The sequence below is a fragment of the Vibrio harveyi genome (assembly GCF_030060435.1).
Classification (GTDB): Bacteria; Pseudomonadota; Gammaproteobacteria; order Enterobacterales; family Vibrionaceae; genus Vibrio; species Vibrio harveyi.
The window spans coordinates 3,000,073-3,014,441 of the sequence record NZ_CP125875.1; the positions used below are offsets into that span (position 1 = coordinate 3,000,073).

The 14,369-nt window shown below is 48.1% G+C and carries 10 protein-coding genes; 6 read left to right on the forward strand and 4 right to left on the reverse strand.

Annotated features, from left to right (window positions below; translation table 11 throughout):
• Positions 1-27: 27 nt before the first annotated feature.
• Positions 28-3,153, reverse strand: coding sequence for an EAL domain-containing protein (locus tag QMY49_RS14195; RefSeq protein ID WP_283312099.1), 3,126 nt, complete (start codon positions 3,151-3,153; stop codon positions 28-30).
• Between the two features lie 115 nt (positions 3,154-3,268).
• Here QMY49_RS14195 and asnC point away from each other — a divergent pair, with 115 nt between their 5' ends.
• Positions 3,269-3,733: a transcriptional regulator AsnC gene (gene asnC / locus QMY49_RS14200; RefSeq protein WP_005430014.1), complete on the forward strand. Its 465-nt coding sequence runs from the start codon at positions 3,269-3,271 to the stop codon at positions 3,731-3,733.
• Between the two features lie 85 nt (positions 3,734-3,818).
• Here the strand turns inward: asnC and prlC are convergent, their stop codons facing one another.
• Positions 3,819-5,861: an oligopeptidase A gene (gene prlC / locus QMY49_RS14205; protein WP_038893748.1), complete on the reverse strand. Its 2,043-nt coding sequence runs from the start codon at positions 5,859-5,861 to the stop codon at positions 3,819-3,821.
• 424 nt (positions 5,862-6,285) lie between these two features.
• On the opposite strand from prlC, the gene QMY49_RS14210 reads away from it, so the two are divergent.
• From QMY49_RS14210 to gorA, 3 genes are all read left to right on the forward strand, one after another.
• Positions 6,286-7,125 (forward strand): 23S rRNA (adenine(2030)-N(6))-methyltransferase RlmJ, encoded by an 840-nt coding sequence (locus QMY49_RS14210; protein WP_053050458.1) that lies wholly within the window; start codon positions 6,286-6,288, stop codon positions 7,123-7,125.
• A gap of 147 nt (positions 7,126-7,272) precedes the next feature.
• Positions 7,273-7,977 carry a glutathione S-transferase family protein gene (locus tag QMY49_RS14215; protein ID WP_283312102.1) on the forward strand — a complete coding sequence of 235 codons (705 nt, stop codon included), beginning with the start codon at positions 7,273-7,275 and terminating at the stop codon, positions 7,975-7,977.
• A 272-nt stretch (positions 7,978-8,249) separates the two neighbouring features.
• Positions 8,250-9,605 carry a glutathione-disulfide reductase gene (gene gorA / locus QMY49_RS14220; RefSeq protein ID WP_005429991.1) on the forward strand — a complete coding sequence of 452 codons (1,356 nt, stop codon included), beginning with the start codon at positions 8,250-8,252 and terminating at the stop codon, positions 9,603-9,605.
• 111 nt (positions 9,606-9,716) lie between these two features.
• On the opposite strand, the gene QMY49_RS14225 is transcribed toward gorA, so the two are convergent.
• Complete coding sequence (locus tag QMY49_RS14225; RefSeq protein WP_005430025.1) at positions 9,717-10,328, reverse strand: bifunctional 4-hydroxy-2-oxoglutarate aldolase/2-dehydro-3-deoxy-phosphogluconate aldolase; 612 nt, start codon at positions 10,326-10,328, stop codon at positions 9,717-9,719.
• 9 nt (positions 10,329-10,337) lie between these two features.
• Complete coding sequence (locus QMY49_RS14230; RefSeq protein WP_005434597.1) at positions 10,338-11,714, reverse strand: GntP family permease; 1,377 nt, start codon at positions 11,712-11,714, stop codon at positions 10,338-10,340.
• A gap of 152 nt (positions 11,715-11,866) precedes the next feature.
• Between QMY49_RS14230 and QMY49_RS14235 the strand changes: the two genes are divergently transcribed.
• On the forward strand, positions 11,867-12,388 hold the full coding sequence (locus QMY49_RS14235) for a gluconokinase (protein ID WP_005449047.1): 522 nt from the start codon (positions 11,867-11,869) through the stop codon (positions 12,386-12,388).
• Entirely contained in the window at positions 12,385-14,181 is a 1,797-nt protein-coding gene (gene edd / locus QMY49_RS14240) for a phosphogluconate dehydratase (protein ID WP_283312107.1), read from the forward strand. Before QMY49_RS14235 ends, edd begins: the two co-directional genes overlap by 4 nt.
• The last annotated feature ends 188 nt before the right edge of the window (positions 14,182-14,369 follow it).

Consider the following 14,369-nt stretch of genomic DNA (forward strand, 5'->3'; position numbering starts at 1 on the left):
GAAGTTAGATGACGTTCGTCTTGATTGCTAAAGCTGCTGGAGTTCGTCAACCAGCTCAGCCAAAGGTTTAGGATGCCCAATGCCATAACCTTGCCCATAGTCGACACCAAGCTCGATCAGCAGCTCTCTGACTTGGTCATTCTCAACAAATTCCGCCACCGTGACTTTGCCCATCTGTTTGGCTAAGTCGTTGATTGAACGCACCATCACACGATCCATCTCGTTTACGTTGATATCTCGCACGAAAAGACCATCAATTTTCACGATATCGACAGGAAGTTGCTTTAAGTAGCCAAAAGAAGACAAGCCAGAACCAAAATCGTCCAACGCAATCAAACAGCCCAGCGTGCGCACGCGAGTGAAGAAGCCAAGCGCTTGGTCGATGTTGCTCATCGCTGCGGTTTCAGTAATTTCTAAACAGATCTTCTCACAAGGAATCGAAGACGACTGCAAACGCTCTAACAGGAAGTCGATAAACTCTTGATTCCCCATCGACTGACCGGACAAGTTGATCGCGCAGCGACCGAGTTTTTCTACTATTTCTGGGCGAGCTTCAAACCATTCTAGGGTTTGAGTAATCACTTGTTTATCAATCCAGTGCGCGATGTTGTAGCGTTCAGAGGCTGGGATAAAAACACCAGGAGACAAGTAATTGCCCTGTGCATCACGAATACGTACCAGAATCTCAAAGCACAATGGTGAGCCTTCACCGCTCAAGTTAACAATGCGCTGAGCAAACAGTTCAAGACGCTTACTCGATAGCGCTTCGTGCACCAGATTAACGCTCTGCATCTCTAACTGGCGACGTTGCAGCTCTTCATTATCTAAGCTGAATAGGTTATAGCGATTCCGCCCCTGCTCTTTGGCAACATGACACGCTGAATCTGCTTGAGCGTGGACCATTTGTGGCGTTTCGGCAGTGTGGTCAATGATACGAATGCCCACTGAGCAGCTCATAAACAGTTGCGTGTCTTCCCAACGGAAAAGCTGTTCGCTCAAGGTCGTGATAATCTGCTTGGCAACGTTAATTGCACCGTGCTCATCGCAATCTTTCAACAACACAGCAAATTCATCACCGCCCATGCGCGCCAAGACTGCATTGTATGGCAGCACTTCTTCCAACATGCTGGCACAGAACTGAATAGCCGCATCACCGGCATCATGACCCACGGTGTCATTAAGCACTTTAAGCTGGTCGAGATCGAGGTACAACATGGCGTGCACACGACGGTGGCTTTCTACTTCTCGCAGTGCGGTTTGTAGCTCTAACTCGAAGTAGTTGCGGTTGTAGGTGTCAGTCAGCAAGTCATAGCGTGCTTGGTACTCTAGCTGCTTGGCGAGCTTCTTGGTCTCAGTGATGTCTTCACCTACGATCAGCAGTTGGTCGGAATCTCTTAATGGGCGAATGTTTTCACGCACCCAAACGCGGTGACCATCCGCATGGCGATATTCGATTTCGCGACGCCAAACGCCGTGCATCACTTGCTGCGGTTGTAATAGCACTTGGCGAGGAATCAGTGCTTTTTCGTCCGAATAGAACTCACGTAGTCGATGCCCCAACATATCCAACGGTTGATAGCCCAAAAGCTGCTGAGCAAAACGGTTCACTTCCTGAATGCGGTTATTGTTATCTAACGTCACCATCATTACCGGCTGCTGCTCGTAGTAGTTACGCAAACTCGATTCACGTTGGTAGAGCTTATCTTCCATCGCTTTACGGCTAGTAATATCGCGCGCTTCAAACAAGTACTGCTCTTGATTTGCCACCTGCTGAGAAAATGGTTTGAGGGACACTTCCAGCACCATTGCGCCATGTTCTTTGCTCCAGACTTCCACTTCAAAAGTGGTGACTTGGCGATGACTGGACTGGAAATAATTGGCGAACAATTGGCGTGCGTCTTCACTCCAATTTTTATGATGCCAAAGCGGACGATCGAGACGCATATCCTGACGATTGAGCAAAGATTGCAGACGATCGTTACCGGATTGAAGTAAACCATATTGATCGAGAATGCCCATGTACTGCATGCTCTGGTCAAACACCGACTCCAAAATCGTCTGACTCTCGCGAGCAATACTTTCGCTGCGACGGATTCGCTGTAAGTAGTAGCCAAGCAGTAGAATGATGATCGACATTACCACCAGTATGCTACCAAACAGTTTGATTTCTCGGGCGTAGCGATCAGTAAACTCTACCGGTTTATTGAAGAACACCGACGAGGCTTCTTGCTCTGCACCTAAACCCCAACGCACAACCGATTGATAATCGAGTTTGATGTCCGATTCTGCACGCACAATCGCTGGCAAAGGTTGCTGCGGGTTGTCTAGCACTTGCGCCAATAACTTCGCGGCTTCAAATCCTTGGCGATAGCCAGTTTGAATCACACCGCCAACCGCACCGTGTCCCAGTCCAATATCGTGCACCATAAACAGCGGCGCATTAGAAGCTTGGTTGATATCACGCCAGTCTTTATCGGTCGCGACATTGCCGTGAGTATCGCGGTAGTAAGTCCAAAACAGCACTACGTTGTCGATGTTCATTTGCGACACTTGTTGCTTCAACGTTTCAACACTATCCGGAACAAAGTGACGAACTTTTTCTCGATATGCAGGGTTGTTGTCAAGAAAGTCTTCGATTTGAGCACGAAGTGCCGCACCCGTAACTGAATGATCACTGACAATAAGGATTTGTTTGTGGGTCGGATGCAGACGCTCAATTAAGGCAAGGTTGGCTGACAGGTCAACATCTTCAATTACGCCTGTCGCATTCAGCCCTTGATGCAGTGCAGGATGATAGTTATTGATGCCACTGAAAATCACCGGCGTGTCTTTAACGACAGAAGATAAGCGCTGCATCAAATCAAGTGCATTGTTATCGCTAACCACGATTGCATCAAAATGTTCTTCGCTAAGTTTAGTGCGATATAGGGATTCTAATTGACTGAAAAAATGTTGGCTCTGACTGCGCTTAGAATCGAGATACAACACGCGAGTATCGAGCTGATGTCCTTCAAGCTGCTGGGTGAAGGCTCGTTGAATAGAATCCGTCCAGAAGAAACCTTGATGGTAAGAGTGAACAACGAGGACTTTTTGTTCTTTTGCTGTAGTAACAGCACTGAAAATGATCGCGATAAGAAACAGAAAAAATGGCACATCAACTCCATGGTTTCAGAGTTACCTCGCGGTTATCCCTGCTTAAACCTTGTGAATCCTGTCCGCTGTGAGTATAAAATGAACTTTAAACCTCATACCCAACGGAAATAATTGTATGAATGCGAGCCTGCCTAAACTCGACGACCTCGATCGCGCGATTCTCAAAACTCTGATGGCGGATGCGCGTAAGCCTTACGCGGAAATGGCAAAGCAATTTAATGTCAGCCCAGCGACCATTCACGTTCGTATCGAGAAAATGAAAGCAGCAGATATCATCGAAGGTACTGAGGTAATCGTCAATACCAAAAAGCTAGGATATGACGTATGTTGCTTTATCGGCATCAACTTGAATGCCGCGCGTGACTATCATTCAGCGCTAGAAAAGCTCAATGCCCTCGATGAAGTGGTAGAAGCTTACTACACCACAGGCGCGTATAACATATTCGTCAAATTGATGTGCAAGTCGATTGAGGAGCTGCAATTTGTATTGATTGATAAGCTTCAAGCGATCGACGAAGTGCAATCCACCGAGACACTGATCTCGCTGCAAAACCCGATCAATCGCAGCGTAAATCCATAACACTCTGAATCAGATACTAAAAGCTGAATCTAAGAACAAAAAAATGGGCAGCCACTTGGCTGCCCATTTTCATTCTCAATCGAGATTACGCTGCGATACCAGAATGGCGCAGTAGCGCATCGATTTCTGGCTCACGACCACGGAAGCGCTTAAATAGCTCCATTGGTTCTTCACTGCCACCCATTTCTAGGATGTTGTTCAAGAAACTCAGACCGGTTTCTTTATTGAAGATGCCTTCTTCTTCAAAGCGAGAGAACGCATCTGAAGACAGCACTTCTGCCCATAGGTAGCTGTAGTAACCCGCGCTGTAACCACCAGCGAAGATGTGACCAAAGCTGTGTGAGAAACGCGCCCACTCTACCGCTGGTACAACTGCCACTTTCTCTTTCACTTCAGCCAAGGTTTCAAGCACACGAGCACCCACTTCTGGGTCGTATTCTGTGTGCAGAGTGAAGTCGAACAAGCCGAACTCTAGCTGACGTAGGATGCCCATCGCCGACTGGAAGTTCTTCGCGGCTAGCATTTTATCTAGCATCGCTTTTGGTAGTGGTTCGCCAGTCTCGTAGTGACCAGAAATAAACGCCAGCGCGTCTTCTTCCCAACACCAATTTTCTAGGAACTGACTTGGTAGCTCAACCGCATCCCAAGGTACACCGTTGATGCCCGATACCGCGCCTGTTTCTACTTGCGTCAGCATGTGGTGGATACCGTGACCAAACTCGTGGAACAGAGTAACAACTTCATCGTGCGTAAACAGTGCAGGCTTGTCGCCAACAGGACGGTTGAAGTTACAGGTTAGGTAAGCAACCGGTGTTTGTAGCTCGCCTGATAGCGTCACACGACGACCACGGCAATCGTCCATCCACGCACCGCCACGTTTGTGTTCGCGTGCGTATAGATCTAGGTAGAAGCTGCCGCGCAGTGTGCCTTCGCCATCGAAGATATCGAAGAAACGCACTGACTCGTGCCAAGTATCCACGCCTTCACGCTCTGTCACTGTCATACCAAACACGCGGTTTAGCACTTCAAACAGACCACTTACTGCTTTTGATTCAGGGAAGTAAGGACGCAGTTCTTCATCCGAGATTTGGAACAAGTGCTGCTTTTGCTTCTCGCTGTAGTACGCAATGTCCCACACGTTTAGTTCGCTAACACCAAATTCTGCGTTAGCAAACTGGCGTAGCTCTTCGATTTCGCGCTCACCTTGTGGCTTCGCTTTGGTAGCCAAATCGTTCAAGAAGCCAAGAACTTGCGCTGGATTCTCTGCCATTTTGGTTGCCAGAGATTTCTCGCTGTAAGTGTTGAAACCCAACATACGAGAGATTTCATGACGCAGTTTTAGCTGCTCAGTGATGATTTCTGTGTTGTCCCACTTGCCTGCGTTTGGACCACGGTCAGAAGCGCGCGTTACGTACGCTTCGTACACTTCTTTACGTAGGTCTTGGTTATCACAGTACGTCATAACTGGTAGGTAAGATGGGATATCTAGCGTGATTAGGTAGCCATCAAGCTCTTTTGCTTCTGCTGCCGCTTTTGCCGCTGCAAGTGCAGATTCTGGCATACCCGCTAGGTCTTTTTCGTCTGCAACGTGCTTGGTCCAACCCATGGTTGCATCCAGTACGTTGTTGGAGAATTTTGAGCTCAGCTCAGACATGCGCTTACTGATTTCGCCGTAGCGATGTTGCTCATCTGATGGTAGACCGATGCCCGAAAGCTCGAAGTCGCGCAGTGAATCCGAAATGGTCTTCTGTTGTGCACGCGTCAGCGTCGCGTACTCTTCGCTGGCTTTGATCGCTTTGTACGCTTCGTAAAGACCTTTGTGCTGACCAACCCAAGTACCGTACTCAGACAGGATTGGTAGACAGCTTTCGTAAGCCTCGCGTAGCGCTTCGCTGTTCACTACTGAGTTCATGTGACCCACTGGTGACCAAATGCGGCTCAAGCGGTCATCCGCTTCTTCAATAGGCGCGATCACACTGGTCCAGCTTGGGTTTGCGTTGTCTTTTAGTACCTCGTCAATCTTGGCACGACAATCCGCAATCGCCTGCTCCACTGCAGGTTTAATGTGTTCTGGTTTGATTTGCGAAAACGGAGGAAGATCCGTAAACGTAAGAAGTGGATTAGACATGAATAATTCCTTTTGTGTTTTGGCTCTGTATTTGCCTATTCGCATTTGCAAAGAACCTATTGGTATTTGCAAAACAGTAGGCGAACTCAATGCACAGGCAAGCCGACAACATGGATGGGGGGATTTCCGTTCCCTTTCTCGATGCAGCAATGACCGAATGGGTCAAAGAGCGCTTACTCTGTCCTTGAGTCTTGTTATGCCTAAGTTCGGTTTGGCACTCTATTGGAGCGACGCAATCCCACTTAGGTTCAATTTGTTTACTCATACTAAGTATGGGTGACTTAAAGAAATTTCAATAGCGAATCCCTATCAGTGATACTGATTTGAATCGAAGTTCTACTTCTTTAAGTTACTTGAGTATAATACCGCCATATCGCGAAAATCACAGACCACACTCAGTCAAAGAGTGTTTCGAGAGTTTAATTTGTTAAGTTACCGCCACAGCTTCCACGCTGGCAACCATGCTGACGTGGTAAAACACATCGTTCAAAGCCTCATTCTTGATGCACTAAAGCAGAAAGATAAGCCGTTTGTTTATCACGATACCCACTCGGGTGTGGGACGCTACGATCTGACTCACGAATGGTCTGAGAAAACGGGCGAATACAAACAAGGCATCGCGCGCATTTGGGATAACTCAAACATCCCTGAAGAGATCGCAAGCTACATCGATTCAATCAAAACATTGAACAACGGTGAAAATCTGCGTTACTACCCAGGCTCACCACGTGTTGCTCGTGCGCAAATCCGCCCGCAAGACCGCATGGTTCTGACTGAGCTGCACCCAGCCGATCACCCGCTACTAGAGCAAGAGTTCCACCGCGATCGTCAAGTAAACATCTACAAAGAAGATGGCTTCAAGCGTCTAAAAGGCAGCCTGCCACCGCAAGAGCGTCGTGGTTTAGTGCTGATTGACCCACCATACGAACTAGCGAAAGAGTATCGCGACGTCGTGCAAGCGATTTACCAAAGCCACAAACGTTGGGCTACTGGTATCTACGCGATTTGGTACCCAGTAGTAAACCGCCATGACATCGAAGACATGATTGAAGGCTTGGAAGGGCTTGGCATTCGCAAAATTCTGCAAATCGAATTGGGCGTCTCTCCAGACACCAACGAGCGTGGCATGACGGCATCGGGCATGATCGTGATTAACCCACCGTGGAAACTGGAAAGCCAGATGAAAGAAATTCTGCCGTTCCTGCAAGAAGCGATCGCGCCAGCAACGGGTCACTGGAAAGTCGACTGGATCGTTCCAGAATAAAAAACACTAAATTTCATAACCTTAAAGCGCAACGATGATCTCGTTGCGCTTTTTTTTATTTATTTTCTAAAAAATTTTCGTCTTCGCTTCGTCTTTTCTTTTTTGCCTGCGTCTTAGGGATGTAAACAAGCTAAAACATAGAGAGAAATGACCATGCTTAAAGTTATCAGTTTTAAAATTTGCCCATTTGTTCAACGCGTAACAGCGGCACTAGAAGCAAAACAGATCCCTTACGAGATTGAATACATCAACCTAAAAGACAAGCCACAATGGTTCCTAGACATCTCACCAAACGGTCAAGTGCCTGTGATGGTGACAGAGTCTGGCACGGCGCTGTTTGAATCGGATGCGATCATCGAATACATCGAAGACGAATACGGTCCATTAGAGCAAGGCGTGACAAACGAACAACGCGCACTGGATCGCGCATGGAGCTACCTAGGTTCTAAACACTACTTGGCACAATGCGGCACCATGGGCAGCAAAGACCAAACAACCTTTGCAGAACGAGCAGAGAAGCTGATCAAAGCGTTCCAAAAAGCAGAAAACCAACTGTCTGGTGAAACCAAGTTCTTTAAATCCGATGAACTAAGCAATGTAGACATGGCTTGGTTGCCGCTTCTGCATCGTGCTGCCATCGTCAAAGCGCACTCTGGTTATGACTTCTTCTGTGGTCTGCCAAAAATGCAGGCATGGCAAAAGCACATCCTAGAATCAGGATTAGTAGAGAAGACAGTATCGGAAGACTTCGTGCAGCTGTTTAGCGATTTCTACCTAACCAACACTTATCTTGCGGATGGTAAAGACGTGCAAGCCCAGTCAGGCTGTGGCACATCAAGCTGCTGCGGTTAATGAACTTTCCTTACCCTAAGCATGAAAAACACCAAGCGGAATAGCGCCTTATTCCGCTTTGCTATCCTCTCATCGCTATTTGTCATAAGTAATGTCACTTTTTCCCATTTAGGAAATTGCTAGACTCGATTTATGATAGGGACAACGGATCATGCTTAAGTCACTTCAACAGGCTTAGGCAGGTAACAATTTATTTAGGGATGTTGAGTTCATCACCCACCACCCCAATGTAATTGTTGTCAGACAAAATTAATAAGCTCTTGGAGAAAGTAATGGCGACTCATTTTGATTATATCTGTATCGGCGGCGGCAGCGGCGGTATCGCATCAGCAAACCGTGCGGCAATGTACGGTGCTAAAGTAGCGCTTATCGAAGCTCAAGACCTTGGCGGTACCTGTGTAAACGTTGGTTGTGTGCCTAAGAAAGTGATGTGGCACGGCGCGCAAGTTGCAGAAGCAATGAACCTATACGCAGAAGACTACGGCTTCGATGTAGATGTAAAAGGTTTCGACTGGAGCAAACTGGTTGAGAGTCGTCAGGCTTACATTGGTCGTATCCACCAATCTTACGATCGCGTTCTTGGCAACAACAAAGTAAACGTTATCAAAGGCTTTGCTAAGTTCGTTGACGAGAAAACGGTTGAAGTAAACGGTGAACACTACACAGCGGATCACATCCTGATCGCAGTAGGTGGTCGTCCAACGATTCCAAACATTCCAGGCGCAGAATACGGCATCGATTCAAACGGCTTCTTCGAGCTTGCTGAGCAACCAAAACGCGTTGCAGTGATCGGTGCAGGTTACATCGCGGTAGAAATCGCAGGCGTACTGCATGCACTAGGAACAGAAACACACCTATTCGTTCGTAAAGAATCACCGCTACGTAGCTTCGATCCAATGATCATCGAAACGCTAGTAGAAGTGATGGACGCAGAAGGTCCAACTCTGCACACCCACTCTGTTCCAAAAGAAGTGGTAAAAGAAGCAGACGGCAGCCTAACTCTGCACCTAGAAAACGGTGAGAGCCAAAACGTTGATACCCTAATCTGGGCAATCGGTCGTCACCCAGCAACTGACGCTATCAACCTAGCATCAACTGGCGTTGCAACGAACGATCGTGGCTACATCAAGGTAGACGAATACCAAGAAACGAACGTGAAAGGCATCTACTGTGTAGGTGACATCATGGAAGGTGGTATCGAGCTAACACCAGTGGCTGTTAAAGCGGGTCGTCAACTTTCTGAGCGTCTGTTCAACAACAAACCAAACGCGAAGATGGACTACGATTTGGTACCAACTGTGGTATTCAGCCACCCACCAATCGGCACTATCGGTCTAACGACTCAAGAAGCGGAAGAGAAGTACGGCAAAGACAACATCAAAGTCTACACGTCTGGCTTTACTGCGATGTACACAGCGGTTACTAAGCACCGTCAACCATGTAAGATGAAGCTAGTGTGTGCTGGCGAAGAAGAAACGGTTGTTGGTCTTCACGGTATCGGCTTCACGGTTGATGAAATGATTCAAGGCTTCGGCGTAGCAATGAAGATGGGCGCAACCAAAGCAGACTTCGACTCTGTTGTAGCTATCCACCCAACAGGCTCTGAAGAGTTCGTGACGATGCGTTAATCACTTTGCTGATTTAAGCAGATAAACAAAAAGGGTCATCAATTACTTGATGACCCTTTTTCTATTCACGTTTTAAAGCGTTCGGGGGTATTTCGGAGCCGTTTGCGCGTTTTACTTAACTGCGCGAACCAATTCAGCAATACCTTCCCAATCGCCGTTGTCCATCATTGCAGTTGGAACCATCCAAGTACCGCCACAAGCGACAACTGATTTCAGCGCTAGGTAATCTTCCACGTTAGATGGGCTTACACCACCTGTTGGCATGAATTCCACTGGGTAAACCGCCGTTAGTGCTTTAAGCATGTTTACGCCGCCTGATGGCTCAGCAGGGAAGAACTTCAGGGTACGTAGACCCATTTCCATCGCTTGTTCAACCAAGCTTGGGTTGTTCACGCCCGGTACGATTGTCACGTTGCGTTGCTGACAGTATTTCACTGTCGTTGGGTTGAAACCAGGGCTCACGATAAAGTCCACACCCGCTTCAATCGCGATGTCCACTTGCTCTGTTGTCAGCACTGTACCAGCACCGATCAGCAGTTCTGGGTACGCTTCACGCATGATGCGGATCGACTCAGCCGCCGCTTCAGTGCGGAATGTTACTTCCGCACATGGTAAACCGTTTTCTACCAACACTTTTGCCAGTGGCAGAGCGTGTGCTACATCGTTGATTGCGATAACTGGGACGATTTTGATTTCTCTTAATCGTTGTTCAAGTGTTGTCATGGGTAACCTCTAAAGAATAAAGCTTAATGTTGCTACGATAATAAATGCGATACCACCAAGTAAAGTTTCCATTACCGTCCAAGTTTTTAGCGTTGTTTTCTCATCCATCTCTAGTAGACGAGATACTAGCCAGAAACCAGAGTCGTTGAAGTGAGAAAGCACTGTTGCACCACCTGCAATCGCGATAACGATAAAGCATAGGTCTAGCTCGCTCAAACCAGTTGATGCTGCCACTACTGGTGCGATAAGTGCTGCTGTTGTCGTTAGTGCTACGGTTGCTGAGCCTTGAGCAACACGCAGACAGGTAGAGATAACAAACGCTGCTACGATCACTGGCATACCTGTGTCAGTCAGAACGTCTGCTAGTGCATCACCGATACCACTTGCACGCAGTACGCCACCGAACATGCCGCCCGCACCGGTTACTAGGATAACGCCACAGATAGGAGCCAATGAGTCGCCACACAGCTTCTCAAGTTTTGCCATGCCGTAGTCTTTCGCGAATACCGCAAGAGACACTAGCAGAGTAATCAGAAGGGCTACTGGCGTTTTACCTAGCATACGTAGGAACTCAACCAGAGCTGTTTTGCCATCAATCACACCCGCAACCGCTAGCGTGTTCAGTACTGTGTCTAAACAGATTAGCAGTACAGGCAGCACTAGGATGGTCATTACTGTGCCAAATTTTGGCAGCTTAGATTCATCAACTTGTGTTTCACCGTTGAAGAACGCTTTTGATAGTGGGATATCGAACTTCTTGCCTGCGTACAGACCAAATAGGTAAGCGCCTAGGTACCAAGTTGGGATAGCTACTAGGATACCAACAACAAGCAGTAGACCAATGTTTGCGCCTAGGAATTCTGCTGCTGCAACTGGACCTGGGTGCGGAGGAACAAAGCCGTGCATTACTGCAAATGCACCCGCTGCTGGTAGTGCGTATTTGATTGGCGAACCACCAAAGCGTGCTGCCACACTTAGGATGATTGGCATCATGACCACTAGACCAGCGTCAAAGAAGATTGGGAAACCGAACAGTAGTGAAGCCACACCCAATGCAAATGGTGCGCGCTCTTTACCGAAGCGTCCAATCAAAGTATCTGCCAGCACTTGCGCACCGCCAGTTACTTCCAAAATCTTACCGATCATTGCACCAAGACCAACCAGCAATGCTACTGAAGCCAGTGTGCCACCAAAACCACTCATCATGGTTGGGACAACTTGGTCAGAAGAAACGCCAGTCGCTATCGCAGTACCTAAACTCACCATAGTTAGGGAAGCGAAAGCGTGCACTTTTAGCTTAATAATCAATACAAGTAACGCCGCAATCGCGAGGACTGCAATCGTTAATAGGAACGTAGGGTCTGGAGCTTGGGTTAGCTGTTCCATGGGTTCACCTTTAAAAATTATTGTTTGTGTTGTGGTTCACATTTATTTGAGTTACCGGTAACATGTTACCGATAACATGAATAAGATAAACCCATATTTTAAAGTGAATTCAAAAATTGAGATCACGCGCAAATTTGTTATGAGGATAAGTTATGGCTGGTAGTAGTGTCGTCGTTATGGGCGTTTGTGCGAGTGGCAAAACCACAATTGGTGAGCACTTGGCGAAAAAGCTGGGACGTAAATTCATTGATGGTGATGATCTTCACCCACGAGCAAACATTCAGAAGATGGCGTCAGGTCAGCCTCTGAACGACGACGACCGCAAACCTTGGCTAGAACGTATCCGCGACGCTGCTTATAGCTTAGAAAGCAAAAACGAGCACGGCATTATTGTCTGTTCGGCACTAAAAAAGATTTATCGTGACCAAATCCGCGAAGGCAACGAGAACGTGACCTTCCTTTTCCTAGATGGCAGCAAAGAACTGATCCTTGAGCGTATGCGTGCTCGCCAAGGTCACTTCATGAAAGAGAACATGGTCAACAGCCAGTTCGAAGCCCTAGAGCGCCCAGAAGATGAGCCTCGCACCATTTTCGTCAGCATTGATGCAACCATCGAAGACGTTGTGTCGAATGCCGCTGAGTTAATCCTAGTGCAAGACGAGGCAATGGCATGACTCATCAAGTAATTTTAGATGTTACCCAACGCTTAGTTGAGCGCAGCAAAGAAGCGCGTGCGGCGTTTCTTGCTCGCACTGAAGTCCAAGCCGAAGCAGGCAAAGGTCGTGTCGGTCTGTCTTGCGGTAACTTGGCTCACGCTGTTGCGGCATCTTGTTCTTCAGAAAAGAAAAACATTCTGGATTTCACTCATTCGAATGTGGCGCTGATCAGTGCTTACAACGATATGCTGAGTGCCCACCAGCCTTACCAACACTACCCAGATCAAATCAAACAAGTGCTGTCTGGTTACGGTCACACTGCGCAAGTTGCTGGCTGTGTTCCGGCAATGTGTGATGGCGTGACTCAAGGTCAAGCGGGCATGGACATGTCACTGTTTTCTCGTGACTTAATTGCTCAATCGACAGCACTATCCCTGAGCCACAACGTATTCGATGCGACCTTGTTGCTGGGCATCTGCGACAAGATCGCACCGGGACAATTAATGGGCGCGCTGTCTTACGCACACCTACCAACGGCATTTGTGCCAGCAGGTTTGATGGCAACGGGCATCAGCAATGAAGAGAAAGTCGACGTTCGCCAAAAATACGCGGCGGGCGAAGTAGGTAAAGACGCACTGCTTGATATGGAGTGTCGTGCTTACCACTCAGCAGGTACGTGTACCTTCTACGGCACCGCAAACACTAACCAACTTGTGTTTGAAGCTATGGGTTTGATGCTGCCAGGTTCAGCATTCATCCACCCACATACTGAGCTACGTAAGGCGCTAACCGATCACGCAGCTCTGAAAATTGCGGCAATGAATGCAGGTTCAGCCAATTTCCGTCCATTGTCTGAAGTGGTCACCGAAAAGAGCCTGATCAACGGCATTATTGCGCTGTTGGCATCGGGCGGCAGTACCAACCACACTATTCACATGTTGGCAGTGGCGCGTGCAGCGGGTTTGATTCTGACATGGCAAGACATCAGCGACCTATCTGAAGTGGTGCCACTATTGGCGCGCGTTTACCCGAATGGTCCAGCTGACATGAACGCATTCCAAGAAGCGGGCGGCGTACCTGCACTATTGCATCGTTTGGACGAGTCGGGCTTGCTTCACCGTGACGTGAAACCGGTATTCGGCGAATTCGAAGACCAAATGACGCTACCAAGCTTAGTCGATGGCAAACTGACTTGGACTCCATGTGGTGGCAGCCAAGACAGCGAGGTGATTGCAGCGCCAACGCAAGCTTTCCAAAACACCGGTGGTACTCGCGTACTCAACGGTAACTTGGGTAAAGCGGTAGTGAAAGTCTCTGCGGTGAAAGAAGATCAGCGCATCATCGAAGCGCCTGCGATCGTATTCCAATGCCAACACGAAGTGGAAGCGGCGTACAAACGTGGTGAGCTAAACCAAGATTGCATTGTGGTCGTGACGCACAACGGTCCTGCAGCGAACGGCATGCCAGAGCTGCATAAACTGATGCCAATTCTCGGCAACGTGCAGAAAGCGGGCTTTAAAGTCGCGCTAGTGACGGACGGTCGACTATCTGGCGCATCCGGTAAGATTCCATCAGCAATCCACGTTTCTCCAGAAGCAATTCGTGGCGGCGCGATTGGCTTGGTGCGCAATGGTGACATCATCCGCGTTGATTGCCAAACTGGCGAGTTGAATAACCTCAGCGACGTTACGGGTCGTGAACTGTTAGAGATGGATACTGAAGCCAAGCAACAGACTTGGGGTCGCGGTTTCTTTAGCGTGATTCGTCAGAGCGTTTCAAGCGCAGAAGAAGGCGCAAGCTTTATTGTTTAGGGTGGGAAGAAAGACCCCGTCATTCCGACGAGCCTAGGCGAGATCAGGAATCTAATATCAAAGTGCTGTGAAGTGAGAGGAAACATCTCTGCCACAGCACTTTTTGTTGGTAGATTCTGAATCACGCTTGTCCCTCGCTGTTCAGAATGACGAGCTTTGGGGTTGGTCACTTTTCTTTTTAAATAAAT

Excerpts from the sequence above, each read along its gene's own strand:
- asnC (WP_005430014.1), top strand. The coding sequence starts at position 3,269 with ATGAATGCGAGCCTGCCTAAACTCGACGACCTCGATCGCGCGATTCTC.
- prlC (WP_038893748.1), bottom strand. The coding sequence starts at position 5,861 with ATGTCTAATCCACTTCTTACGTTTACGGATCTTCCTCCGTTTTCGCAA.
- QMY49_RS14215 (WP_283312102.1), top strand. The coding sequence starts at position 7,273 with ATGACCATGCTTAAAGTTATCAGTTTTAAAATTTGCCCATTTGTTCAA.
- gorA (WP_005429991.1), top strand. The coding sequence starts at position 8,250 with ATGGCGACTCATTTTGATTATATCTGTATCGGCGGCGGCAGCGGCGGT.
- QMY49_RS14225 (WP_005430025.1), bottom strand. The coding sequence starts at position 10,328 with ATGACAACACTTGAACAACGATTAAGAGAAATCAAAATCGTCCCAGTT.
- QMY49_RS14230 (WP_005434597.1), bottom strand. The coding sequence starts at position 11,714 with ATGGAACAGCTAACCCAAGCTCCAGACCCTACGTTCCTATTAACGATT.
- QMY49_RS14235 (WP_005449047.1), top strand. The coding sequence starts at position 11,867 with ATGGCTGGTAGTAGTGTCGTCGTTATGGGCGTTTGTGCGAGTGGCAAA.
- edd (WP_283312107.1), top strand. The coding sequence starts at position 12,385 with ATGACTCATCAAGTAATTTTAGATGTTACCCAACGCTTAGTTGAGCGC.